This window comes from Mycobacterium ostraviense (genome assembly GCF_002705925.1).
Classification (GTDB): Bacteria; Actinomycetota; Actinomycetes; order Mycobacteriales; family Mycobacteriaceae; genus Mycobacterium; species Mycobacterium ostraviense.
Genome location: NZ_NKRE01000001.1, coordinates 2,335,942 through 2,360,565 on the forward strand (window position 1 = coordinate 2,335,942; position 24,624 = coordinate 2,360,565).

Sequence of the window (24,624 nt, forward strand, 5' to 3'; positions counted from 1 at the left end):
TCGGTGCGCCGGTCAACGGTCCCATCAGATAGCCGTGGCCACCGGATCGACTCGGGGACACCGGACGGCCAGCTTCCGTAAGATGACCGCGTGGCACGACGCCCCCGCCCTGAAGGCCCACGACACCTGCTCGAGTTAGTGCGGTCCACCATTCCGCCGATTCACCCGGCCGGGCGGCCGTTCATCGCCACCGGCCTCGCGGTTGCGGCGGCCGGATACCGCTATCGACGGTTGCGCCGGACCGGCTTGCTGGCCGCCGGTGCAAGCGCGGTATTTTTCCGGCACCCTCCGCGAGTGCCACCGACCCGGCCCGGCGCCATCGTCGCGCCGGCCGACGGCGTGATCTGCGTGATCGACTCCGCGGCACCGCCCGCCGAACTCAGCATGGGCGCCGCACCCCGGCCCCGGGTCAGCATCTTCCTGTCGGTTTTCGACGCCCACGTGCAGCGGTCACCGGTGAGCGGCGAGGTGATCGCCGTGCAACACCGGCCCGGTCGCTTCGGATCCGCCGACCTGCCCTCGGCCAGCGTCGACAACGAACGCACCAGTGTGCGGATCCGTACGCCCGGCGGCGCCGAGGTGGTCGCCGTGCAGATCGCCGGGTTGGTGGCACGCCGCATCGTGTGCGACGCACGTGTCGGGGACAAGCTGTCGATCGGGGACACCTACGGCCTGATCCGGTTCGGCTCGCGGCTGGACACCTACCTGCCGCCGGGAGCGGAACCCGTGGTCAAAGTGGGCCAGCGGGCGATCGCCGGCGAGACCGTACTGGCCGAGCTGCCATGACCACCAAGCCTCGGATCAGACGAGGGGTGAACCTGCATCTGTTGCCCAGCGCGATGACGGTGCTGTCCATCTGCGCGGGATTGACCTCGATCAAGTTTGCCCTCGACCACAAGCCGATACCCGCGATGGCGCTGATCGCCGTGGCCGCCATCCTCGACGCCCTGGACGGCCGGGTGGCCCGCATCCTGGACGTCCAGTCGCGGATGGGCGCCGAAATCGACTCACTGGCCGACGCCGTCAACTTCGGCGTGACACCGGCGCTGGTGGTCTACGTGACGATGCTGTCGAAGTGGCCGATCGGCTGGATGGTCGTGCTGCTGTATGCGGTATGTGTGGTGTTGCGGTTGGCCAGGTACAACGCTCAGCTAGACGACGGCACCTTGCCCCCCTACGCGAAGGAATTCTTCGTCGGAATGCCCGCGCCGGCCGGCGCGGTGTCCATGATCGGTCTTATCGGCCTCAAGCTGCAGTTCGGCGAGGGCTGGTGGACGTCGGTGTATTTCCTGGCCTTCTGGGTCACGGGCACGTCGCTGCTCATGGTCAGCGCGATCCCAATGAAGAAGATCCACACCGTCGCGGTGCCGCCCAACCTGGCCGCCCCGCTGCTGGCGGTGCTGGCGATTGTGGCGGCCGCCGCCGTCCTGGCGCCTTACATCCTTATCTGGATCATCATCATCTCCTACGTGTGCCACATTCCGTTCGCTGTGCGCAGCAAACGCTGGCTTGCCGAACATCCCGAGGTGTGGGGCGAAAAACCCAAGCAACGACGTGCCGTCCGGCGCGCAATCCGCCGAGCGCAGCCGCACCGGCGGTCGATGGCGCGGCTGGGGCTGCGTAAGCCGGGCGGGCGGTTGTGACTCGTCCCGGCGATCCGGTTCGTAGCAATGCCCCACAGCTGACGCTGACCGCCCGGCTCAACACCTCGGCCGTCGACTCGCGCCGGGGTGTGGTGCGGCTGCATCCGAGCGCCATTGCCGCGCTGGGCATCCGGGAGTGGGATGCGGTGTCGCTGACCGGGTCCCGGACGACCGCGGCGGTGGCCGGCATGGCGGGCCCGCAGATTCCGGTGGGCACCATCCTGCTGGACGACGTCACGCTGTCCAACGCCGGAGTGCGGGAGGGGACCGCGGTGCTCGTCAACGCGGTCACCGTCTACGGCGCGCGAACGGTGACGCTCAGCGGCTCGACGCTGGCCTCTCAGTCGATCTCGCCGCTCACCCTGCGCCAGGCCCTGCTCGGCAAGGTGCTGACCGTCGGTGACGCGGTGTCACTCCTGCCCCGCGACCTGGGCCCCGGCACCTCCACGTCGGCGGCCACCCGGGCGTTGGCGGCTTCGGTCGGGATCAGCTGGACCTCGGAGCTGTTGACGGTGACCGGCGTCGATCCCGAAGGGCCGGTCAGCGTGCAGCCGAACTCGCTGGTCAGCTGGGGCTCCGGGGTTCCCTACCGGGCGTCGACGGCCGCGGAGAAGGCCAGCGTCGCCACCCCGGAGATCCAGGTCGAGGAGCTCAAGGGCACCCAGCCGCAGGCCGCCAAGCTCACTGAATGGCTCAAGCTGGCCCTCGACGAGCCGCACCTGCTCAAGACCCTGGGGGCGGGCGCCAACCTGGGGGTGCTGGTGTCGGGTCCGGCCGGCGTCGGCAAGGTGACGCTGGTGCGCGCGGTGTGTGCCGGGCGCAAGCTGGTGGAGCTGGACGGACCGGAGGTCGGCGCGCTGGCTGCCGAAGACCGGCTCAAGGCCGTGGCCGCTGCCGTGAAGGCAGTGACGGCAGAGCGTGACGGCGGCGGGGTGCTGCTGATCATCGACGTCGACGCCTTGCTGCCGGCAACCGCCGAACCGGTGGCCTCGCTGATTCTGGCCGAGTTGCGTACGGCGGTGGCCACCGACGGCGTGGCGGTGATCGCCACCACCGCCCGGCCCGACCAGATCGATGCCCGGTTGCGCGCGCCCGAGCTGCTGGACCGGGAACTCGGTCTGCCGCTTCCCGACGCCGGCACCCGCAGGGCGTTGCTGGAAGCGCTACTGCGACACGTCCCCACCGGTGACCTTGATCTCGACGAAATCGCAAGCCGCACACCGGGTTTCGTCGTCGCCGACCTGGCCGCACTGTTGCGTGAGGCGGCATTGCGGGCCGCCTCGCGGGCCAGCGCGGACGGTCAGGCGCCGACGCTGAACCAGGACGATCTGGTCGGCGCGCTGACCGTCATCCGGCCGCTGTCGCGCTCGGCCAGCGAAGAGGTCGCCGTCGGCAGCATCACGCTCGACGACGTCGGCGACATGGCCGAGGCCAAACAGGCGCTGACCGAGTCGGTGTTGTGGCCGTTGCAGCACCCGGACACCTTCGCCCGGTTGGGGGTCGACCCGCCCCGCGGGGTGTTGCTCTACGGACCGCCCGGGTGCGGCAAGACCTTTGTGGTGCGCGCGCTGGCCAGTACCGGGCAGCTGAGCGTGCATGCGGTCAAGGGCTCCGAGCTGATGGACAAGTGGGTCGGCTCGTCGGAAAAGGCGGTGCGCGAGTTGTTTCGGCGCGCCCGCGACTCCGCGCCGTCGCTGGTGTTTCTCGACGAAGTCGACGCGCTCGCACCCCGGCGCGGCCAAAGCTTCGATTCCGGTGTGAGCGACCGGGTGGTGGCGGCGCTGTTGACCGAGCTGGACGGCATCAACCCGCTGCGCGACGTCGTCGTGCTGGGCGCCACCAACCGGCCCGACCTGATCGACCCGGCCCTGCTGCGCCCGGGGCGGTTGGAACGCCTGGTGTTCGTCGAACCGCCCGACGCGGCGGCGCGGCGCGAAATTCTGCGCACCGCCGGCAAGTCGGTCCCGCTGGCCGCAGATGTCGACCTGGACGAGGTGGCCGCCGGGCTCGACGGGTACAGCGCCGCCGACTGCGTCGCCCTGCTGCGGGAGGCCGCCCTGACCGCGATGCGGCGTTCCATCGATGCCGCCGACGTCACCGCCGCCGACCTGGCCGCCGCCCGGGAAATCGTCCGGCCGTCGCTGGATCCGCTGCAGGTCGCGGCGCTGCGCAGCTTTACCGAGGGCCGCTAGCAACCCATCTTGACGCGCGCCCGACCGAGCATCATGATGCCTGGTATGCGCACCACTTTGACGCTCGACGAGGACGTCGTTCGCTTGATCGAGGAGGCGGTTCACCGCGAACGCCGCCCCATGAAGCACGTCATCAACGACGCGCTGCGCAAAGCGTTGGCGCAGCCGATGGAGCCCCGTACGCCGTATGAGTTGAAGCCGCATCGCTCGGCAGTACGGCCGGGATTCGATTTGGCCGGCTTCAACCGGCTGGCCGACGAGATGGAGGACCAAGCGATCCTGGACCGGACGCGACCGGCCCGGTGATCATCCCCGATGTCAATCTGCTGCTGTACGCGGTCATCACGGGCTTCCCACAACATCGGCGCGCGTACGCCTGGTGGTACGACACCGTCAACGGCCCCGAGCGCGTCGGGCTTACATACCCCGCCATATTCGGCTTTTTGCGGATCGCGACCAACGCACGCATCCTCACCGAGCCCCTGTCGGCGACCGAAGCAGTCTCCTATGCGCGCGACTGGCTTACCCAGCCCAACGTCGACCTTCTTACCGCTTCTGGTCGCCATCTGGACCTGGCTTTGGGGCTGCTCGAGGAACTCGGCACGGCCAGCAACCTGACCACCGACGTCCAATTGGCCGCCTACGCGATCGAGCACAACGCCGAGATGCATTCCAGCGACGCTGATTTCGCCCGATTCGCCGGTCTCACGTGGACCGACCCACTGCGTGACCGATAACCGGCGCGCTATTCGGACAGCTGGAACTCCACTATCGCGGCCACCGCGTCGACAGCCTCACCCAGCGCTGCCAGCCGCGCCGCAGCCGACGGCGCCGACAGCACCGCGTAACAATCAGCGGTGCCCATCGGAATCCGCGATGCCAACGCGTACAGGCGTTGCCCTGCTTCCCGGTCGGCACGGCCGTAGCCCAGCAGGACGTCGCGACCCGGCAACTGCGCACCACGGGCCGCGGCGATCCGTTCGAACAACGCCATCACCCGATCCTCGAGCTCGAGCAACTGCGCTTCGGTCACCGGTTCCCCGGGCTCGTCGGGCCAGCTCTGCGCGATCGCCCGCGGGTAGGGATCGTCGGGCAGCCACTCGGCCACCCGGATCCGCTCGCCGATGCGGCAACGCAACAGATATCGGCCGAGGCCGAGATCGGCGCATTCCTCGATTCTGGCCAAAGTCCCTACGTCACAACGTGTTTCGCCGCCACCGACCTCACGCCCGCGGGAGATCAGCACGACTCCGAACGGATCGCCGCTGCCCGTGCAGTGCCGCGCCAACGCGGTGTAGCGCGGCTCGAAGATGCGCAACGGCAGGTCCTGGCCGGGCAGTAGCGCCGTCTCGAGCGGGAACATGGGCAGCTCCACCGGTGCGAAAGGCGCCATCAGCTAAACCTAAAGCCACCGAGCCGGGAGTTGATAGCTCGGACCCTTAGATGTCGAGCTCGGCAACCAGCGCGTCAACGACGGCGCGCAGGTCGCCGTCATGGTCCTCGGCCACCCGGCGCTGCCGTTGATAGGAAGCACCCACCCGGGGGATGTCGGCTACCGCGGCCAGCTCGTCGGCACAATTCAGCGACTTGGCGACCGGCTCCAGCCGGGTCAGCAGATCGCCGAGGTCCTCGGTGACCAGCCGCTCGTTGCTGTCGGAGTCCAAGATGATCACCGCGTCCAGGCCGTAGCGAGCGGCACGCCACTTGTTCTCCTGGACGTGCCAGGGAGGCATGGTCGGCAGCGTCTCCCCGGCGTCGAGCCGGCGGTCCAGGTCGACCACCAGGCAATGAGTGAAGGCGACCAGCGCGCCGAGCTCACGCAAGTTGGAGATGCCGTCACACACCCGTACCTCGATCGTGCCCAGATGCGGCGAAGGTCTTATGTCCCAACGGATTTCGTCCATGTGGTCGATGATGCCGGTCTTCTTCTGGTCGTAGACGAAGCCTTCGAACTCGGCCCAGGTTTGGAACTGGAACGGCAGCCCGGCGGTGGGCAGCTGCTGAAACATCATCGCCCGGTTACTGGCATAGCCGGTGTCATCGCCGCCCCACCAGGGTGAGGACGCCGACAGCGCCAACAGGTGCGGGTAGTAGTTGAGCAGCGACGAGATGATCGGCATCACCTTGTTGGCCGACGAGATCCCGACGTGGACGTGCACGCCCCAGATCAGCATCTGGCGACCCCACCATTGGGTGCGCTTGATCAACTCGGCGTAGCGCGGCGCGTCGGTGAGCTTCTGGGTCGACCACCGCGCGAACGGGTGAGTGCCGGCGCAGAACAGCTCCATGCCGCGGTCCCGGACGATCCGGCGCGCAGAGCCCAGGGTGTCACGCAGATCCTGCATCGCCTCGGCGGCACAGTCACAGATACCGCTGACCACCTCGACGGTGTTGCGCAGCAATTCCTTGTGGACGCGCGGGTTTTCGCCGATCTCGGCAATGACGGCGGTGGCTTCGTTGCTCAGGTCTCGGGTCTGCGCGTCGACGAGCGCGAACTCCCATTCCACACCGACAGTCGGCCGCGGTGACGGGGCGAAATCGATACGGGCATCACCTTTTTTGGGCGCCCTGTCGGCCGGCGAGCTAGCCGGCACCGATGACACCACACGCCACCCGCTTGCCGGCGTCACCGGTGGTCATCGTGGTCTGATCGGGCCCCGGCGTGCCGTTGGCCTGGGTGTAACGGTCCGCCGGGATGTTGGCGAAGTTGTCGGCACCGGCGTGGATGATGATCGCGGTTTTCTCGCCGCTCACCAGGTCGTCCATGGTGAAGGCATCGGTGGTGGTGACCAGCGTGCCGCTGCCGTCACCACGCACCTGCAGCGACGTCAGGTCACCATTGGATTGTCCGGCCTTGGCACGCCCGGGCACCTGGAAGTGCCCGCCGGCGGACAGGAAGTCGCCGGCAGCCCCGCCGGACGGGGCGACCGAATTGGGCTCGCACTTGCCCGCCTGGTGGATGTGCACGCCGTGGAAGCCGGGCGCAAGGCGGCCGGTGCCGGTTGTCACGATGGTGATGGTCGCGAACCCGTTGGCGAACTCGAACTTGGCGGTTGCCACCTCGGTGCCGTCGGGCGCCCGCAGCTGGGTGGTCAAGCCCTGTGCGCCGGGCACCCCCTCCTGGTTGCCCCTGCCCTCCGACGGCGCGGGTGATCCGGTCCAGATCGACGGCGTGGTACCCGGTGTCGTCGAGGCGCGTTGCGGCGACGAGCACGCGCTTACCAGCGCGACGCAAGCGGCCGCCGACAGGGCGGACAGGGTGGTGACTACGACATGGCGATGACCGGCGGGCATAGACATAGCGGAGAGCCTAGCCTGGCTCCGAAGCGGGTCGAAACGACCCGCTGAGAAGCCAGGCAATCAGATCTAGCCTGGCGCCCCCCTTCCTACCGAGCGGGTCGAAACGACCCGCTGAGAAGCCAGGCTCAACCCGTGACGAGGACGATGACGCCGGGCGGCTGGTCGGCGAGTTCGGCGATGCGCCGCTCGACGGGCGCTCCCAGTTTCTGTCCGACCGCGTCCGCGGTGGCCCGCTCCCCCTCGGCGTCGCCGTAGTAAACGGTGGTGGCGGAGACGTCCGACACGGCGAGGTTCGTGACCTCGGTCACTTTGAAACCGGCCGCTTTGAGTTGGTCCGCGGTACGCCCGGCGACTCCCTCTTTGCCGGAGATGTTGTACACCCGCACCTCGGCCTGGTTCGCCGCGGGCTTGGCGCTGGTCGAGGTGGGCGCGGTGCTGGTGGTCGTCATGCCGGCCACCGTCGACGAGTCGTCGTCGGATTTCCCGGACGAACCCAGGGCTTGCCAACCCAGCAGCAGGAAGATGACGCCCAAGAACAGCAGCACCATCACCATGGCCCGCAGGGGAAGCCCCGTAGAGTCGGGTACGCGCTCGTTCATCGAGCCCACTGTAGCCAGGAGTAGGACGAAACCTGTAACGGCACGTCAAAAAGGTGGACGGCTGTCAGGTCACCTCGAAGCCGAGGCGCCGCGCCGCCCGGGCCTTCTGGCGGCTGGCGCGCAGCCGCCGCAGCCGTTTCACCAGCATGGGATCCGCGGCCAGTGCCTCGGGTCGGTCAACCAGCGCATTGAGCACTTGGTAATAGCGTGTCGCCGACATGGAGAACAGCTCTTTGATCGCTTCTTCCTTGGCACCGGCGAACTTCCACCATTGACGTTCGAAAGCCAAGATGTCGTGCTCGCGACGGGTCAGACCTTCGGCAATGTCAGAGTCGTCCCCCGCTCGATTTGCCCGCGCCATAGCGCCGTCCATATTGCTTCCCCTGGGCCCTTCCGGCGAATGCTCACTTAGCTCGAATGACTTGACCTACAAAGGCGCATGTTCCGGCGAATATTGAACCACGCCCGGAAGTGATGCCCGGTGACCCTGACCCGCGAGTCGGCCGATTGGCGCGCCGATAGGGTTCATTGACCTGCTGCGCCCGCCGCGCAGCCGCGAGCACGTTGTCGGCAGCCAGCCCGCTGCGCCGCTTCACGGCGGGTCCTGGGGCCGGGGTCGGCCCGCCTAAGCTAGCCGACCATGGCAGTCGTACCTATTCGCATCGTGGGCGATCCCGTCTTGCACGCTCCGACGAAGCCGATACCGGTCGGCGCCGACGGATCGCTACCGGCCGACCTGCCGCAACTGATCACCGATATGTACGACACTATGGACGCCGCGTACGGCGTCGGCCTGGCCGCCAACCAGATCGGCTACGGACTGCGGGTGTTCGTCTACGACTGCGCCGAGGACCGCGGTAAGACCGCGCGCCGCCGAGGGGTGGTCATCAACCCGGTGCTGGAGACTTCGGAGATCCCCGAAACCATGCCCGATCCGGATAACGACGAGGAGGGCTGCCTGTCGGTTCCCGGCGAGTCGTTTCCCACCGGGCGCGCCAAGTGGGCGCGGGTCACCGGCCTCGGCGCCGACGGCACGCCGGTCGACATCGAGGGCACCGGCCTGTTCGCGCGGATGCTGCAACACGAAGTCGGGCACCTGGATGGCTTCCTGTACCTGGACTGCCTCATCGGCCGGCATGCCCGCAGCGCGAGACGGGCGGTCAAGTCACACGGTTGGGGCGTACCCGGCCTGTCGTGGCTGCCGGGCGAGGGGCCCGACCCGTTCGGTCACTGATGGCCGTCTCGTGGCCGGACGCCGGGACGCGGGTGACGGTTCGCTACCGCCGGCCCACCGGGTCTGTGCCGCCGCTGACCGACGCGGTGGGCCAGCTGTTGACCGTCGCCCCGACGGTGCGGGTGCGGACGAAGACCGGCGCGACGGTCGAAATCGCACCCGCGGACGTTGTGGCGGTGCGGGTTCTCACCGATGCTCCGGTGCGCACCGCGGAGATCCGCGCCGTCGAACACGCGGCCGCCAAGGCCTGGCCCGGTGGGGAACGCTGCTGGCTCGACGGCTGGCTGCTGCGAGCCGGCGACGGCGCCACCCCCGCCGATTCAGCAGTGCCGCTGGACATCTCGGCCCGCGCCGGTACCGTCCCCGCGATCGCCGACTGGTACCGGGCCCGCGGCCTCACGCCTCGGCTGGTGATCCCCGAACGGCTACTGCCCCACCCGACCGGCTGGGTGCCCGAACGCACCGAACGCCTACTGGTGCGCGACGTGGAAGAAGGGGCCAGCCGCCCAACCGACCGCTCGATCATCGTGTCCGCCAGTCCCGACGACACCTGGCTGCGGCTCGACGACCGCCGGATACCCGTTGATGTCCTTACCGCCGTCGTCGACGGTGAACTGGCTTTCGGCAGCTACCCCGGGGTGGCCGCCGCACGCGCGGCCGTGACCGACGCACCGGACGGCAGCCGGTGGGTGGGGCTGTGGGCAACCGGTGACCAATCCCGCGCCGCCCCACTGTATGAAGCGCTGCTGGCCTGGGGCGCTCGGCGCGGCGCGACCCGGGCCCACCTGAGCGTGCCGGACACCGGCCCAGCCCAGCTACTGGGTTTCCGGCCGCACCATCGCCGCCGCTACCTGCGGCCACCCGATAGCCTCTAGCCATGCCCGAGGGCACCATGCGGCTGGCCACCTGGAACGTGAATTCGATTCGCACCCGCCTGGACCGCGTCCTCGACTGGCTTGCCCGCGCCGACGTCGACGTATTGGCCATGCAGGAGACCAAGTGCGCCGACGGACAGTTCCCCACACTGCCACTGTTCGAACTCGGCTACGAGGTCGCGCATGTCGGCTTCGATCAATGGAACGGCGTGGCAATCGCATCCCGGGTCGGTATCGACGATGTCCAGGTCGGCTTCGACGGCCAACCCACCTGGAGCCGTAAACCCGAGGCGGCGGCCACCGCGGAAGCTCGCGCCCTGGGTGCCACCTGCGGCGGTGTCCGGGTGTGGAGCCTGTACGTGCCCAACGGTCGGGCCCTGGGCGATCCGCATTACACCTACAAGTTGGATTGGCTTGCGGCGCTGAAGGATACGGCCGAAGGCTGGCTACGCGTCGACCCCGCCGCCGCCATCGCGCTGGCCGGCGACTGGAACATCGCCCCCACCGACGACGACGTCTGGAGCACCGAATTCTATGCCGGAGCCACGCACATCTCGGAACCGGAACGCAAGGCGTTCAACGCCATTGTCGACGCCCAATTCGCCGATCTGGTAAGGCCTTTCGCCCCCGGACCGGGGGTCTACACCTACTGGGACTACACCCAGCTGCGCTTTCCCAAGCGGCAGGGAATGCGCATCGACTTCATCCTCGGCTCGCCCGCGCTGGCCCGCCGTGTCGTCGACGCGCAGATAGTCCGCGAGGAGCGCAAAGGTAAGGCGCCCAGCGACCACGCGCCGGTCTTCGTCGATGTACGTGACGGTACGACTGGATAACCGGTAGACACTCTCCCGTCACTGTTCGTTGTCCTGGCGTTGGTAACGTGGCAGGCTTTTAGTAGACATGCGTGCTGTGAAGTGTGCGGCCCAGAGTAGATAAACGATTACAAGCCAGGGAGTCATCATGGGAGTCGTCGGCGGAGCGGTCCGCAGCGTTGGTCGAACGGTCAGTCAGGCCGCCACGGTGACTACGGCGGCCGCGGGCGCCGTCGGCGGCGCGGCGGTCAACGGCGTTGTCGGCGGCGTAAAAGGAGCCGCGGAAGGCATCCAGCGCGGACTCAGCACCGGCACCAAGTCGACACCGGCGGCCGCGTTGGCCATCGGCGCGCTCGGCGTCACCGGAATTGTCGAGTGGCCGATCCTGTTGGCCGTCGGGGGCGGCGCGTTGTTGTTGCGCCGGTTGAACAAGAAACCCGGGGACTCCGGGCCGCCGGTGAAGGCGAAACTCACCTCGGTACCCAGCGAGTCCGAGCCGGAAAAAGCCCCACCGCAAAAGACAACCGGCAAGGCACCGGCCAAGAAGGCGGCCGGGCGTCGGGCAGGTAGCACCGAGCTGCGCAGCACCAACTGACGGCGGTGTCGAGCACCCGTTGAGCATTGCCAAGTCCATAACACGGTCTCTGCCGCTGCGCGCGCTCGTGACTGGCATTCAGGCGACCACCGCGCTTACTGTCGCATCGGTCACGGTCGCCGCGGACGTCGCCGAAACGTTGGGTAAGACGGCGGGTTCGGTTACCAAGGTGTGTTTCGAGGCGTGTTTCGAGGCGTGTTTCGAGGCCGGTACCGCGCGGCTGCGCGACGGAGCCAAGACGGTTTCCGGCGAGCTGTGCCGCGAGACACTGAGCCGGCACTGCTGGCGCGGTGACGACCGCGCCTGGATCGAGGTGCGGGGCCTCGGCGACGACGGCGAACTCGGCCGCCTGGTGCTCGAGTCGATACGGGCCCACCCCGGCGTGGCGTCGGCCAGCCTGAACTACCCGTTATCCCGTGTCGTCGTCGGCATCGACGAGCCCACGACGACGCTGCGGGAGCTGTGCCGCGTCGTCGCTGACGCCGAAAAACGTTACCGCTCAACGCAAGACAGGTATCACCGGACACCCGCGGCCAGCCTGCCCGGCGATGGTGTGGTGCTGGCGACCCGGGCGGTGACCCTGGCCGCCAACGCCGCCGGGCTGGGCCTAGCGGTCAGTGGCCGGGCCCTGCGCTGGCCCCGATTGCCGACCAGCGTGCTCGCGGGCGTGGTGGCGTTCGACTACCAGCCGCGATTACGCGGCCTGCTCGAAGACCGCATCGGCGCCGCGGCGACCGACACCGTCATGACCCTGGCCGTCGCCGCGGCAGAGACGCTCACCCAGGCGCCGGCGTCGTTGTCGGTGGGCCTGGTGATGCAGACGCTCAAAGCCGCCGAATCCCGTGCCGCGGCACGGGCCTGGCACTACCACGAACCACTGTTGGCGCGGCATGCGGACCAAGCCCCGATCGAGCCCGTCCGCCGGACCGCGCCGACCGTCGAGCGCGCTACCGGTCGTTTTGCGCTTATCCAGGCGATCAGCGCCGGTCTGGTCGGCGCCAGCACCCGCAGCCTGGACATGGCCGCCACCGCCGCGCTGGTGGCCACCCCAAAGGCCAGCCGAACCGCGCCGGAGGCATTCGCCGCCGCGCTCGGGCAGGGGCTGGCCGATCGCCATCGGGTTTTACCGTTACGCCCGGAGGGCCTACGCCGCCTGAGCACGGTCGACGCGATCGTCGTCGACCCTCGGGTGTTGTGCACCGAAAAGCTGCGGGTGGCCCGCATCGCCGGCGCCGAGCAGGACGAGCTGTCCGCGGCCTGGAACCGCGCGCAGCTCCTCCTGGAAAAAAATGGTCTTCGTCCGGGCTGGCACCCGGTACCCGGAATACCTTCTGGCGCAACGGGAGACGGCGTCAGCGCGCTTTTCCTGCCGGCCCACGACCCGTTCGCCGCGGCCGTCGTGGCCGAGGCACATCGCACCGGAGCAGAGCTGGTCTCGGTGGACGATGCTTCGTTGGGCGAGCTGCGGCCGGCATTCGACGATATCCGGCCGTTGCCGAATGGAGCGCAAAACGGCTCGATCGACGACGCCCTGGCCGGCGCGGTGGCCGATCTCCAAGCGGCCGGCCGGAAGGTGGCGGTGTTGTCCTCGATTGGCGGCCAAGCCATTTCGTCGGCAGACGTGGCACTGGGCGTATTGCCGCACGGCGCGGCCGGCCCGACGTGGCATGCCGACGTATTGCTGCCCGACCTTGCGGCCGGCTGGCGCATGATGAGCGCAATTCCGGCGGCCCGGGAAGCATGTCGGCGGGGCATCGAAATCTCCGGTGGTGCATCGGCTTTGGGCGCATTGCTGATGCTGCCCGGGGTCCGCGGGCTGGGCCCCGGACCCGTGACCACCGGAGCGGCGGCGGGAATGCTGTCGGGATATCTGTTGGCGCGCAAGGTCGTCGGTGCGCAGCCGCCGCGCCCGGCGGCCTTCCACGAGTGGCATGCGATGTCCCCCGAGCAGGTCCGTAAACTCCTGCCGTCACCGGGCAACCCGGAACAGCCGGCACCGGAGCACGCCACGCTGGCCACCCGCGCCATTGCCGGTGGCATCCATACGGCACAGCGCGGTGCCCGGCTCACCGTGGAGCCTGCGCAAGCAATCGGGCAGTTCCTCGGCGCGGTGCGCGCGGAGTTGTCCGACCCGCTGACGCCCATGCTGGCGCTGGGCGCCACCGCCAGCGCCGTGCTGGGGTCGCCCGTCGACGCGGTGATGGTCGGCTCGGTGCTGACCGGCAACTCGGTGCTCGCCGCGACCCAGCGGTTGCGCGCCGAAAGCAGACTGAATCGCCTACTGGCGCTGCAGGTTCCGCCGGCCAGGAAGGTGCTGACCGGTCCGGGCGGGCAGCGGGTGTACCGCGACGTCATCGCCGAGCAATTGCAGCCGGGCGATGTCATCGAGGTGCGAACCCACGAGGTGGTCCCCGCCGACGCCCGGGTGATCGAGGAGGTCGACGTCGAGGTCGACGAATCCGCGCTCACCGGCGAATCGCTGTCGGTGACCAAACAGGTGGAAGCCACCCCGGGTGCGGACCTGGCCGAGCGCCGCTGCATGTTGTACGCGGGCACCACCATCGTCGCGGGTACCGCGGTCGCGGTGGTGACCGCCGTCGGCGCCGACACTCAAGAACGGCGCGCTGCCGAGCTGGTGTCCAGCGACCTGTCCAATGTCGGTCTGCAATATCAGCTGAGCCAGCTCACCACCCGGGCCTGGCCGGTCAGCATGACCGGCGGCGCGGTGGTCACCGGGCTGGGGCTGCTGCGCCGCCAGGGCCTGCGGCAGGCGGTGGCCAGCGGTATCGCGGTCACGGTGGCCGCCGTCCCGGAAGGCATGCCGCTGGTGGCGACGCTGGCACAGCAAGCCTCGGCGCGGCGGCTGACCCAGTTCGGCGCGCTGGTTCGGATCCCACGTTCGGTGGAGGCGCTCGGCCGGGTCGACATGGTCTGCTTCGACAAGACCGGGACACTCAGTGAGAACCGGCTGCGCGTGGCCAAGGTGCGCCCGGGGCCGGGGTACAGCGGCGACGAGGTGCTGCGCTGCGCCGTGCACGCGGCTCCCGCCACCATCGGTGGCCCGCAGCTGCACGCGACCGATGTCGCGATCGTCGAGGCGGCGCCGTCCGGCGTGGCCGGCAACGGGGACCCGCCGGATGCTCACCTCCCGTTCCGCTCGGGCAGGTCGTTTTCGGCCTCGGTGTCGGGCGCCGAGCTGACCGTCAAAGGTGCGCCCGAGGTGGTGTTGGCCGCCTGCGGCGCCGACGGCCCCGACATGGACCAGATGGTCGCCGGTCTGGCCGCCGACGGGTTGCGGGTGATCGCGGTCGCGCGCCGTCAGCTCGACCCGCAGCAGGCCCGGTCGGTTCTCGACGACCCCGACGACATCGCCCGCTTCTGTCGCGACGGCCTGTCCCTGGTGGGGTTCCTCGGGCTATCGGACACCCCCCGCGGACCGGCCGCCCGACTGCTCGCAGACCTGCACGAACACGGGCTCGACGTGCGGCTGATCACCGGCGATCACCCGATCACCGCCGCGGCGATCGCGAAAGATCTGGGTATGTCGGTGACCCCGGATCAGATCATCAGCGGTGCGCAGTGGGATGCCTTGTCGCGCAAGGACCAGGAAACGGCGGTGGCCGAGCGGACCATCTTCGCCCGGATGACCCCGGAGAACAAGGTGCAGATCGTGCAGACGCTGGAACGCAGCGGCCGGGTCTGCGCGATGGTCGGGGACGGCTCCAACGACGCCGCCGCGATTCGGGCTGCCACCGTGGGGATCGGGGTGGTCTCGCACGGTAGTGACCCCGCTCGGGTCGCCGCCGACATGGTGCTGATCGACGGACGCATCGAATCGCTGCTTCCCGCCATCCTGGAGGGTCGCCAATTGTGGCAGCGGGTACAGGCGGCGGTGTCGGTGTTGCTGGGCGGCAACGCCGGCGAGGTGGCATTCGCCATCATCGGCAGCGCCATCAGCGGAACCTCGCCGTTGAACACCCGACAGCTGCTGCTGGTGAACATGCTGACCGACGCGTTGCCCGCCGCGGCGCTAGCGGTCAGCAAGCCCCGCGACCCGACCAGCCTGGACGCCCGCGGCCCGGATCAGCGTGCGCTGTGGCCGGCCGTGGGCGTTCGCGGGGCGACCACCGCTGCCGCGGCCACCGCGGCGTGGACGATGGCGAGGTTCACCGGCCTGCCGCGCCGCGCATCGACCGTGGGACTGGTCGCACTGGTCGCGGCCCAGCTGGGCCAAACGCTGCTGGACTCGCATGACTGGCTGGTGGTGCTCACCGCGTTGGGCTCACTGGCCGCGATGGGAACCCTGATCAGCATTCCCCTCGTCAGCCAGCTGCTCGGCTGCACCCCGCTCGGCCCGGTCGGGTGGGCACAGGGCCTGGGGTCGGCCGCCGCCGCGACCGCCGCGATGGCCGTTCTGAACCGCATTCTGGACAGTACGGATGCGGAACCGGATCCATCGGGCCCGTCGGCACCCCGGAGGAGTGGGCCCCCGATGCCCGACGAGGAGCCGGCTTCCGCTCCACGACCTCCACGAACCCCACGCGCCACAGCAGCGCGTAAAGCTCCCGCAACGGCACGCTCAGCACCGCGGCAATCGACGAAACCAGCGGATCGGCCAGGGCGTCGGTCGTCGACATACTCCCGACGGTGACCCTACGACACTGCTCGGCGGCAAACCCTTCGTTACTGAAAGGCAAATGATGGTGGAAAAGAAGGCTCGTCGCGGAACATCGCAGCGCGAAGCCGTGAAGAAGATCAGAGAGGGCGAGACCTTCGTGGTTAATCTTCCGTTGGTAGGACAACTAGAAGTGCCCCGGCCCGAGCAATTGGCCTACTACGGCGGTCTGGCCGTGTTGGCCGCCCTCGAACTCATCGACTGGCCGGTAGCTTTGGTGATCGCGACCGGACACATCCTGGCGAGCAACCACCACAACCGGCTCCTGGAAGAGCTCGGCGAGGCGATGGAAGAGGCCTAATCAAGGCCTGGTTAGGTCTGGTCAGGCCTGGTCAGGCCTGGTTAGGTCCCGTTCAGGGTGCCGCCGCATCGTCGAACTGCAGCGCGACCCGGGTTCCGCCGGCATTACGGATGGTGTCGACCCGGTCAGCGAGCCCGCTCATCAGGGTGAGCCCACGTCCGCGCCGCTGGCTGCGCAGGCTGGCCGAGGAATCACCCGCCCACCGGCCGGAGTCGCCGACGGTGACCACGACCCGGTCCCGGTGCAGGAAAGCCTCGATGGAGACGGTTTTGCGGGCATCGCAGCCGCTGCCGTGTTCGATTGCGTTGGTCACCGCTTCTCCCGTGGCCAGCAGGATCTTGTCGCTACCGGCGGGTGCGATGTCGACGGTCGCCAACCAGTCCCGCAGGCGCTGCCGAGCGACCGGAATTTCTGCCGGCACAGCGCGCAGCACGGTGGCGAAGCTGCGCGGACCGGCATGGCTGGGACGAAGCGCCAGCACCACGACGTCGTCGCGGTAGCCATCCGGGGGGCACATGCGGTGCAGCAATTCGGCGCAGACCGCATCGACGGGTAGCCCGGCGCACGCTGCGGCCGCGGTTCGCAGACGGGCGAATCCCTGGTCGAGCGTCTCCCCAGCCCGCTCGATCAATCCGTCGGTATAGAGCAGGATCAAGCTTCCCGCGGGTAGCTCGGCGTGTCCGGTGGCCTCGGCTGAGTTTTCCGTGTACGTGGCCACCGGTGGACGCCGCCCCGACTTGAGATAGACCGGGCGACCGTCCGTGGAGACCAACAGCGGATAGGGATGCCCGGCACACAGGTACCGCATGGCTCCACGCCCGGCGTCGGGTCGGCCGTCCGGTCGAGTGTCGATGACGGCGTAGGCAACGGTGGCACAACGGGCGCCGGCGATGGTAGCCGTATATTTGTCCAGCGCCGCCAGCACATCGGACGGCTCGGCCGACGAGAGCGCGGAGGCAGCCACCGCCGCGCGCAGTCGGCTCATCACGGTCGCGGCGGGCAGACCGTGCCCGACGACGTCACCCACCGATATCCCGATCGTGCCTTCGCCGTCCAACGGCGTCACCGAATACCAGTCGCCGCCGACCCGCATCGCTTCACCCGCCGGTTGGTACACCGCGGCCACCACCGCGGCCGTCGACCCGCGATTCAGGTCGAGAAGGTGCTCCTGGAACGAGACGGCAATCCGGTGTTCCTGGGCTCTGAGCAGCACCCGGTCCAGTGCGGATTGAGCGAATCCGGCTATCCGGGTGAACATGTCGAGTTCGGCGGCGTCGAACTGACGCGGCGTGGGCCAGAGCAGGACCAGCACTCCGATGACACGGCCGGTGCGACCGCGCAACGGGTGGGCGACACAGGCGCGAACACTGGCCGCGGTGTCCTGCACGGCGTGTTGAAAGCGCGGCGGGAGCACCACGGTGTCGCTGATGACCATGGGTGTTCCGCGGCGGATGACGTCGGGCCCGACCAGCGGGCTGCTCAGCGAGACAACGTGATAGCGGTCGCGCACTTCGGCGGGAAGACCGCCGGCGTATTCGAAGCGGGCGTACTCGCCGTCGACGACACCGATTCCGACCGCTGCCGCGTCCGAACCGAACCGGGAGTCGAGCATCGCGGTCAGTATTCCCGCCACCGAGTCCGTGGCCTGCAGCGCGGCGTCGAGCTCGGCCAGATCCACCGCCAGCCCCTGCCGCCTGCGCTCGCGGGCGACGGCGGCCAGCCGCGACTTCACCCGTTCGACAAGTTCCTGGGACCGGAACGGCTTGGGCAAGTAGTCGTCGGCGCCGCCGGCAAGGCCTTCGCTGACGGCCTCGGCGCCGGCCCGGGCGGACAGCATGATCACCGGCGTCGCCGCCAAGACCGGATCATTACGAATGGCCGCGACGAATTCGAATCCGTCCAGGGACGGCATCATGACATCGGTCACGATCACATCCGGGTGCAGCCGGCGAGTCGCGTTCAGTGCCGCCTCGCCGTCGGCAACCAGGACGGTCTGCCAGTGCGGCGACAACAGTCGGTCCAGGTAGGCCCGCATGTCGGCGTTGTCGTCGACAATCAACACCACCTCGCGCCGCCGGTCACGGCTGACCTCCGGGCGCGGCGCGGTGTTGATCGTCGACCCCAACCACTGGCTGGCCTCCTCCACGTACGGATTGTTCGCGTCCTTCCGTCGGGTGAACGACGGGTCGACCGCGGTGTCACCCAGCGACGACGGAAGGCGAATGGTCACGGTGGTACCGCGGCCCGGTTCACTGTCGATCTGCACCGTGCCGCGTTGCAGCTCGACCAGGCCGCGCACCAGGGACAGCCCGATGCCGGTGCCCTCCGCGCTGCGCCCGCTGACGTTTGCGGCCCGGTAAAAGCGCTCGAACAGGCGGCCCCGGTCGTGTTCGGCAATCCCGACCCCGGTGTCGCGCACGGCAACGCGGCAGTGCGCGCCTTCGCTGCGCACCTCGACCGTGATCGACCCGGTCAGCGTGTACTTGACCGCGTTGGACAGCAGGTTCAGCACGATCGTCTCCCACATGTCCGGATCGACATCGGCTAACACCGGATGACAGTCCAGCACCAGATCGAGACCTGCGCGCGCACACAGCTCGCTGAACGAGCAGGCGATGTTCGAGGTCAACGCCCCCACGTCGGTGCATGCCAGCTTCGCGTTGGCGCGGCCGGCTTCGATGCGGGAGAAGTCCAGCAGCGAGTCCACCATCCGCTGCAGACGCCGGGCGTTACGTCGCGCGGTGCCCAGCCGTTCGGCCAGCAGCGTGCCGGACGCCGCGTCGGACTGCGCGTCGTCGAGCGGGCCGAGCAGCAGCGTCAGGGGCGTGCGGAACTCGTGGCTGACGTTGGTCAAGAAGGCCGTCTTCGCCCGATCCAGTTCGGCCAGCGCATCGGCTCGCCGCCGTTGCTGCTCATAGGAAAGCGCGGCTGCGAACGCCGCAGACAGCTGGTCGGCGAGCAGCCGGCAGAAGCTGTGATACCGCGGGTCCAGCGAGCGGCGCGGATTCGTCCCGACTACCAGCGCCCCGGGGGCCGAGTTCTCGCTGAGCGGCAGCACCAGCGCTTGCGTCGGGCAGTCCTGGGTGAAAACGGTGTCGATGCCAGGCATCAGCTCGTCAAGGTGGTCGACGACGTGCGCCGTCTCCCGCGATTGCACTGCCGGATCCCACCGCGTCAGCAACGCCAGGTCGGCGGGTAGCACCGCCCGCATCGACGGCGTGGCGCCGCGCAGCGTGGCCCCATCCTCATCGGTGTCGAGGCCGTCTTGCACGTAGACCGCGATGAACGGCAGATCCTCTGGCTGGCTGGCACAGGCGGTGACGGCTGCGCTCACCGCGTCCTCGATGGTCCGGGTCTCCATGGTCGCCGATGCCACGGCGTTGAGCAGGTGCAGGCGGCGCTCGCTCAGCACCCGCTGGGTGGTTTCGATGACGGCGCAGAAGACGGCCGTGACGGCACCGCGGCCGCCGATGATCGGGCTGTAGGTGAACGTGAAGTACCGCTCCTGCGGCATCCCCGCGGTCACCAGCGGCAACATCAAGTCGTCCGACCAGGTGGCCCTGCCGGTCGCCACGACCCCGGCCAGCATCGGTCCGATCGCTGTCCAGATCTCCGGCCACACCCGTCGGCCGGGAGCGCCCAAAGCCGCCGGGTGCTTGTCACCCAAGATGTGCACGTATGCGTCGTTGTACATCAGAAACAGATCTGTCGGGCCCAACCACAAGACGATGGGAAACCGCGACGTCAAAGTCACCGCCAGCGCCGCACGAATCTCGGGTGACCAGTCGGCGGGCGGGCCGAGCGGATGAGCTGCCCAGTCGAATTCGGCGAAACGCCGGCCCATCTCACCGCCCAACGGGACCGCGGCCGCCAAGTCATCGGGTAGCTGGCGCCTACCGAATGTGCTGGGTGGGGTCGGCTCGCTCATCGCGCCTTTTCAGGATCCTTGGGTGTGCCCGATCTGCAGGGCTTGTGACAGGGTCGGGTAGATCTCGAGAATGCGGTCGAGTTCGGTCACTTCGATCGGCTGGGTGACCTGACCGTGGGAGGCGACCAGCCGGACCGACGTCCCGGCGGCGATCCCTTGCTCGTGGCAATCCAGCACCGCGTTCAATCCCGCGCTTCCGAAGAAGGTCACCGGCTGCAGATCGATGACGACCAGGCGGGCAGGGTGGGTGGCGGCCAGCTGCAGGGCCGCCGTCAGGTGGGCGGTGAGTTCGTCCACGGTGGTCGAGTCGACATCGCCCTCGGCACGCACCACAACCGCGTCCTGGCAAACCTCATGTCCGACCGTCAGCAGGTCCATGGCCCTCACTCCGCCCGCGAATTTGTCGAATTCCGGTGGCTAACTGGGGCGGGGCGCCCGACCCACGCCTGCGCCGTCCTAGATTGCTACAGCCTAACCCGCTCCGGCGGGGATGCGTTCATGCACCGTCAGCAACAGATGGTCGAACTGGCTTTGGACGGTCGCCGAGGGCGCCGGCAAGGTGGCGACTTCGGCGATTATCTGCTTTGCCAGCGCGCGCACTTTGGTATTGGTCTCCTGCGACCGCCATTGCAGGACACGGAAGGCCTGCTCGGGGCTGATCCGGTATACGACCATCAGCACACCCTTGGCCTGCTCGATCGCCGCGCGGTTCTCGAACAGGTCGGGCAGGGCCTCGTCGAGCACTTCCTGCCGGGCTTCGTCGAAGGTGTCGGTGAGGTCGATGTAATAACCGGCGGTGCCCAGTACCGCACCCGAATCGTCGAGCATGCGATCGGCCACCACGATCGCGTCGTGCACGTTGCCCCTGGTGTCGACGAAACGGTGACGGCTCGAAAACGAGCCCCCGGAGCGCAACGCGTAGTCGAGCAAGTCCTGGACATGGGCGCGGTCGCCGGGATGTTTGTGCGACAGCAGCAGCTTCGTCGTCGGCACCACCGATCCGGGTTCGTAGCCATGCATTCGTGCTACTTCGTCGGACCACTCCCAACGTTGACCGACGAACCAGAAACGAAAAGCGCCGACATTCAAGTACTTACTGAGCCCGGCGGGCATTTCGCCGCCGGTCGGATGGTCACGGCAGTCGGGCATGTGCACGTCTGAAATCATCCCACTTCCCGGGCTGACCGGCCAGCACGCTCCAGACGCCCCTGCACAGCGGTGCCGCGCTGCGCTAGCGTTGGGTACATCCACCTAATCCACACGGGAGCGCACACCCAGTGCGCTGAGAGGACGGCTCGGGGCCGTCGACCGTACGAACCTGACCGGATAATGCCGGCGTAGGGAGATGACATGACCGTGACCACCCAACCGTCGGCAGCTTCCGTGACCACCGGACCCATCGTGGGCAGCAGCAAGGCTTATCGCGCACTGGACGGGATACCCGGCGCGCGTGTGCCGTTTCGGCGGGTGCACCTTTCCACCGGGGATCACTTCGACCTCTACGACACCTCCGGCCCCTACACCGATCCCGACGCGGTCATCGATCTGACGGCCGGCCTGCCGGGGCGGCCCGGGGTGGTGAGCGACCGCGGCACCCAACTGCAGCGCGCCCGGGCCGGCGAGATCACCGACGAGATGGCGTTCATCGCGGCCCGCGAAGACCTGCCGGCCGAGTTGGTCCGCGACGAGGTCGCCCGGGGACGGGCGGTGATACCGGCCAACCACAAGCATCCCGAGAGCGAGCCGATGATCATCGGCAAGGCGTTCGCGGTCAAGGTCAACGCGAACATCGGCAATTCGGCGGTGACGTCCTCGATCGCCGAGGAGGTCGACAAGATGGTGTGGGCCACCCGGTGGGGCGCCGACACCATCATGGACCTGTCCACCGGTAAGAACATCCACGAAACGCGCGAGTGGATCCTGCGTAATTCGCCGGTGCCGGTCGGCACGGTGCCGATCTACCAGGCGCTGGAGAAGGTCAAAGGCGACCCGACCGAGCTGACCTGGGAGATCTACCGCGACACGGTGATTGAGCAGTGCGAGCAGGGCGTGGACTACATGACCGTGCACGCCGGGGTGCTGCTGCGCTATGTGCCACTGACCGCCAAACGCGTCACCGGGATCGTGTCCCGCGGCGGATCGATCATGGCCGCCTGGTGCCTAGCCCATCACCGAGAGTCGTTCCTGTACACGCATTTCGAGGAACTGGCCGACATCTTCGCCCGCTACGACGTCACGTTCTCGCTGGGTGATGGGTTGCGGCCGGGTTCGATCGCCGACGCCAACGACGCCGCGCAGTTCGCCGAGCTGCGCACCCTGGGCGAGCTGACCAAGATCGCCAAAGCCCATGGCGCACAGGTGATGATCGAAGGACCGGGCCACATACCCATGCACAAGATCGTCGAAAACGTGCGCCTGGAAGAAGAGTTGTGCGAGGAGGCCCCGTTTTACACGCTGGGTCCGCTGGCCACCGACATCGCCCCGGCTTACGACCACATCACCTCGGCCATCGGCGCGGCCATCATCGCGCAGGCCGGCACGGCGATGCTGTGCTACGTCACCCCGAAGGAACACCTCGGGTTGCCCGACCGCAAGGACGTCAAGGACGGGGTGATCGCCTACAAGATCGCCGCGCACGCAGCGGATTTGGCCAAGGGACATCCGCGTGCGCAGGAAAGAGATGACGCGCTGTCCACTGCTCGATTTGAATTCCGGTGGAATGACCAGTTCGCCTTGTCGCTGGATCCCGACACCGCACGGGAATTCCACGACGAGACGCTGCCCGCCGAACCGGCCAAGACCGCGCACTTCTGCTCGATGTGCGGGCCCAAGTTCTGCTCGATGCGAATCACCCAGGATGTGCGGGACTATGCGGCCGCGCATGGTCTCGACAGCGAGGAAGCCATCGAAGCGGCCATGCAGGAGAAGTCGCTGGAGTTCGCCGAACACGGCAACCGGGTGTATTTGCCGATCACGCAGTGAACTACCTGCCTTTGCCGCCGCCGGGTACGACGCCGCTGCGGGCGCTGACGGTCGCCGGCTCGGACTCGGGTGGTGGTGCCGGTATCCAGGCCGATATGCGCACCATGGCGCTGCTGGGGGTGCATGCCTGCGTCGCCGTCACCGCCGTTACCGTCCAGAACACACTGGGAGTCAAAAGCTTTCACGAAGTTCCGGGCGATGTCGTGGCAGGTCAGATCGAGGCGGTGGTTTCCGATATCGGCATCCAGGCAGCCAAGACCGGGATGCTGGCGTCGTCGCGCGTCATCGCCGCGGTGGCGGAGACTTGGCGCCGCTTGGAATTGAGGGTTCCGCTGGTCGTCGACCCGGTCTGCGCGTCCATGCACGGAGACCCGCTGTTGGCCGCGTCGGGCCTGGATTCGCTTCGCGCTGAAATGTTTCCGTTGGCGACGCTGGTGACACCCAATCTGGACGAGGTGCGCCTGCTGGTGGATATAGAAGTCGTCGACCCGGATTCGCAGCGCGCAGCGTGCAAGGCCCTGAGTGCGCTGGGTCCCCGGTGGGTATTGGTGAAGGGCGGGCACCTGCGATCGTCCGAGCGCAGCCGCGACCTGCTCTATGACGGAACCGACTTCTACGAATTCGATTCGGAGCGGGTACCGACCAACAACGACCACGGCGGCGGCGATACCCTGGCCGCCGCGGTCGCTTGTGCGCTGGCGCACGGGTTCACCGTGCCCGACGCGGTAGCCTTCGGGAAACGATGGGTCACCGAATGTTTGCGCGCCGCTTACCCGTTGGGGGCCGGCCATGGCCCGGTCTCGGCGTTGTTTCGGCTGTCATGAAACTCGACCGGATCGCGGGCATCGCCCACCAGCCCGACGGCCGCGCAAGGGGTGTGGCGGTGTTGACTCACGGTGCTGGCGGTGACCGGGATTCCCCACTGCTGCAACGTGTTTGCGACGAATGGGCCCGACGCGGCTGGCTGGCGGTCCGCTACAACCTGCCCTACCGTCGTCGTCGCCCGAAAGGCCCACCGTCCGGCTCGGGCGACGCCGACCGCGCGGGCATCGTCGAAGCGATCGAGGTGTGCCGCGGGCTGGCCGGCGGCCCGCTGATCGCGGGCGGGCATTCCTACGGAGGCCGGCAAACCTCCATGGTGATGGCCACCGGTGCGGCGGAAGTTGCCGTGCTGACGCTGTTCTCCTATCCGGTGCATCCGCCGGGTAAGCCGGAGCGCGCCCGCACCGAGCACCTGCCGAACATCACGGTGCCGACGGTGTTCACCCACGGCACATCCGATCCGTTCGGCACCCTCGCGGAGCTGCGCGATGCCGCGGCGCTGATCCCCGCACCAACCGAAATCATCGAGATCACCGGCGCGCGACACGATTTGGCGTCGAAGACTCTCGACGTCGCGGCGTTGGCGGTCGATGCGGCACTGCGCCTGTTATCAGGCTGACCGGGTCACCTCTTAGGAGCGCGGTGCGACGGTGGACAGCGGCTACC

22 protein-coding genes, 1 pseudogene and 1 riboswitch are annotated in these 24,624 nt (G+C 68.3%); of the genes and pseudogenes, 14 read left to right on the forward strand and 9 right to left on the reverse strand.

What is annotated here, in order from left to right; all coding sequences use genetic code 11:
• Positions 1–90: 90 nt before the first annotated feature.
• Genes CDN38_RS10695 through CDN38_RS10715 form a run of 5 tightly spaced genes read left to right on the forward strand, consistent with a single transcriptional unit; the run spans position 91 to position 4,572 of the window.
• Complete coding sequence (locus CDN38_RS10695) at positions 91–786, forward strand: phosphatidylserine decarboxylase (protein ID WP_082276984.1); 696 nt, start codon at positions 91–93, stop codon at positions 784–786.
• Positions 783–1,643 (forward strand): CDP-diacylglycerol--serine O-phosphatidyltransferase, encoded by an 861-nt coding sequence (gene pssA / locus CDN38_RS10700; RefSeq protein WP_075509544.1) that lies wholly within the window; start codon positions 783–785, stop codon positions 1,641–1,643. Before CDN38_RS10695 ends, pssA begins: the two co-directional genes overlap by 4 nt.
• Positions 1,640–3,835: an AAA family ATPase gene (locus tag CDN38_RS10705; protein WP_075509543.1), complete on the forward strand. Its 2,196-nt coding sequence runs from the start codon at positions 1,640–1,642 to the stop codon at positions 3,833–3,835. Before pssA ends, CDN38_RS10705 begins: the two co-directional genes overlap by 4 nt.
• Before the next feature lie 45 nt (positions 3,836–3,880).
• Positions 3,881–4,141: a ribbon-helix-helix protein, CopG family gene (locus tag CDN38_RS10710; protein ID WP_075509542.1), complete on the forward strand. Its 261-nt coding sequence runs from the start codon at positions 3,881–3,883 to the stop codon at positions 4,139–4,141.
• Positions 4,138–4,572 (forward strand): type II toxin-antitoxin system VapC family toxin, encoded by a 435-nt coding sequence (locus tag CDN38_RS10715; RefSeq protein ID WP_075509541.1) that lies wholly within the window; start codon positions 4,138–4,140, stop codon positions 4,570–4,572. Before CDN38_RS10710 ends, CDN38_RS10715 begins: the two co-directional genes overlap by 4 nt.
• An 8-nt stretch (positions 4,573–4,580) precedes the next feature.
• Here the strand turns inward: CDN38_RS10715 and CDN38_RS10720 are convergent, their stop codons facing one another.
• The 5 genes from CDN38_RS10720 to napA form a co-directional block, all read right to left on the reverse strand.
• The gene (locus CDN38_RS10720; RefSeq protein WP_075509540.1) at positions 4,581–5,228 is read right to left on the reverse strand and encodes an LON peptidase substrate-binding domain-containing protein; all 648 of its coding nucleotides are present in this window, start codon (positions 5,226–5,228) and stop codon (positions 4,581–4,583) included.
• Positions 5,229–5,274: 46 nt separating this feature from the next.
• Complete coding sequence (locus CDN38_RS10725; RefSeq protein ID WP_082276988.1) at positions 5,275–6,438, reverse strand: glutamate--cysteine ligase; 1,164 nt, start codon at positions 6,436–6,438, stop codon at positions 5,275–5,277.
• Complete coding sequence (gene sodC / locus CDN38_RS10730; RefSeq protein WP_075509538.1) at positions 6,419–7,135, reverse strand: superoxide dismutase[Cu-Zn]; 717 nt, start codon at positions 7,133–7,135, stop codon at positions 6,419–6,421. Before sodC ends, CDN38_RS10725 begins: the two co-directional genes overlap by 20 nt.
• 125 nt (positions 7,136–7,260) lie before the next feature.
• Positions 7,261–7,734 carry a LytR C-terminal domain-containing protein gene (locus CDN38_RS10735; RefSeq protein WP_075509537.1) on the reverse strand — a complete coding sequence of 158 codons (474 nt, stop codon included), beginning with the start codon at positions 7,732–7,734 and terminating at the stop codon, positions 7,261–7,263.
• 64 nt (positions 7,735–7,798) lie between these two features.
• The gene (gene napA / locus CDN38_RS10740) at positions 7,799–8,107 is read right to left on the reverse strand and encodes a nucleoid-associated protein NapA (protein ID WP_023370272.1); all 309 of its coding nucleotides are present in this window, start codon (positions 8,105–8,107) and stop codon (positions 7,799–7,801) included.
• A gap of 267 nt (positions 8,108–8,374) precedes the next feature.
• Here napA and CDN38_RS10745 point away from each other — a divergent pair, with 267 nt between their 5' ends.
• The 5 genes and pseudogenes from CDN38_RS10745 to CDN38_RS32380 form a co-directional block, all read left to right on the forward strand.
• The gene (locus CDN38_RS10745; RefSeq protein WP_075509536.1) at positions 8,375–8,968 is read left to right on the forward strand and encodes a peptide deformylase; all 594 of its coding nucleotides are present in this window, start codon (positions 8,375–8,377) and stop codon (positions 8,966–8,968) included.
• The gene (locus CDN38_RS10750) at positions 8,968–9,843 is read left to right on the forward strand and encodes an N-acetylglutamate synthase, CG3035 family (protein ID WP_075509535.1); all 876 of its coding nucleotides are present in this window, start codon (positions 8,968–8,970) and stop codon (positions 9,841–9,843) included. Before CDN38_RS10745 ends, CDN38_RS10750 begins: the two co-directional genes overlap by 1 nt.
• Positions 9,844–9,860: 17 nt before the next feature.
• Positions 9,861–10,676, forward strand: coding sequence for an exodeoxyribonuclease III (locus CDN38_RS10755; protein WP_075509570.1), 816 nt, complete (start codon positions 9,861–9,863; stop codon positions 10,674–10,676).
• A 127-nt stretch (positions 10,677–10,803) separates the two neighbouring features.
• On the forward strand, positions 10,804–11,250 hold the full coding sequence (locus tag CDN38_RS10760) for a hypothetical protein (protein ID WP_075509534.1): 447 nt from the start codon (positions 10,804–10,806) through the stop codon (positions 11,248–11,250).
• Between the two features lie 2,200 nt (positions 11,251–13,450).
• Positions 13,451–15,610, forward strand: a pseudogene (locus CDN38_RS32380) (cation-translocating P-type ATPase); the annotation flags it as partial.
• Here CDN38_RS32380 and CDN38_RS32385 read toward each other — a convergent pair.
• Entirely contained in the window at positions 15,573–15,887 is a 315-nt protein-coding gene (locus CDN38_RS32385) for an Rv1535 domain-containing protein (RefSeq protein WP_267888217.1), read from the reverse strand. The pseudogene CDN38_RS32380 and the gene CDN38_RS32385 overlap by 38 nt on opposite strands.
• Before the next feature lie 63 nt (positions 15,888–15,950).
• Between CDN38_RS32385 and CDN38_RS10770 the strand changes: the two genes are divergently transcribed.
• Positions 15,951–16,226: a hypothetical protein gene (locus tag CDN38_RS10770; RefSeq protein ID WP_099319370.1), complete on the forward strand. Its 276-nt coding sequence runs from the start codon at positions 15,951–15,953 to the stop codon at positions 16,224–16,226.
• 52 nt (positions 16,227–16,278) lie between these two features.
• Here CDN38_RS10770 and CDN38_RS10775 read toward each other — a convergent pair whose 3' ends face one another.
• The 3 genes from CDN38_RS10775 to CDN38_RS10785 all read right to left on the reverse strand — a co-directional run bounded on the left by CDN38_RS10775 (position 16,279) and on the right by CDN38_RS10785 (position 21,267).
• Positions 16,279–20,154 (reverse strand): SpoIIE family protein phosphatase, encoded by a 3,876-nt coding sequence (locus CDN38_RS10775; RefSeq protein WP_075509532.1) that lies wholly within the window; start codon positions 20,152–20,154, stop codon positions 16,279–16,281.
• A 9-nt stretch (positions 20,155–20,163) separates the two neighbouring features.
• Positions 20,164–20,532 (reverse strand): STAS domain-containing protein, encoded by a 369-nt coding sequence (locus CDN38_RS10780; RefSeq protein ID WP_075509531.1) that lies wholly within the window; start codon positions 20,530–20,532, stop codon positions 20,164–20,166.
• Positions 20,533–20,625: 93 nt separating this feature from the next.
• Positions 20,626–21,267: a PAS and ANTAR domain-containing protein gene (locus CDN38_RS10785; protein WP_075509568.1), complete on the reverse strand. Its 642-nt coding sequence runs from the start codon at positions 21,265–21,267 to the stop codon at positions 20,626–20,628.
• A 137-nt stretch (positions 21,268–21,404) separates the two neighbouring features.
• Positions 21,405–21,515: riboswitch (TPP riboswitch) on the forward strand.
• On the opposite strand from CDN38_RS10785, the gene thiC reads away from it, so the two are divergent.
• From thiC to CDN38_RS10800, 3 genes are all read left to right on the forward strand, one after another.
• Positions 21,505–23,136, forward strand: a complete 1,632-nt coding sequence (gene thiC / locus CDN38_RS10790) for a phosphomethylpyrimidine synthase ThiC (protein WP_075509530.1) — start codon at positions 21,505–21,507, stop codon at positions 23,134–23,136. Its footprint overlaps the riboswitch before it by 11 nt.
• On the forward strand, positions 23,133–23,960 hold the full coding sequence (gene thiD, locus CDN38_RS10795) for a bifunctional hydroxymethylpyrimidine kinase/phosphomethylpyrimidine kinase (protein ID WP_075509529.1): 828 nt from the start codon (positions 23,133–23,135) through the stop codon (positions 23,958–23,960). The genes thiC and thiD overlap by 4 nt, the downstream gene beginning before the upstream one ends.
• Positions 23,957–24,577 carry an alpha/beta hydrolase family protein gene (locus tag CDN38_RS10800; RefSeq protein ID WP_075509528.1) on the forward strand — a complete coding sequence of 207 codons (621 nt, stop codon included), beginning with the start codon at positions 23,957–23,959 and terminating at the stop codon, positions 24,575–24,577. The genes thiD and CDN38_RS10800 overlap by 4 nt, the downstream gene beginning before the upstream one ends.
• Positions 24,578–24,624 lie beyond the last annotated feature (47 nt).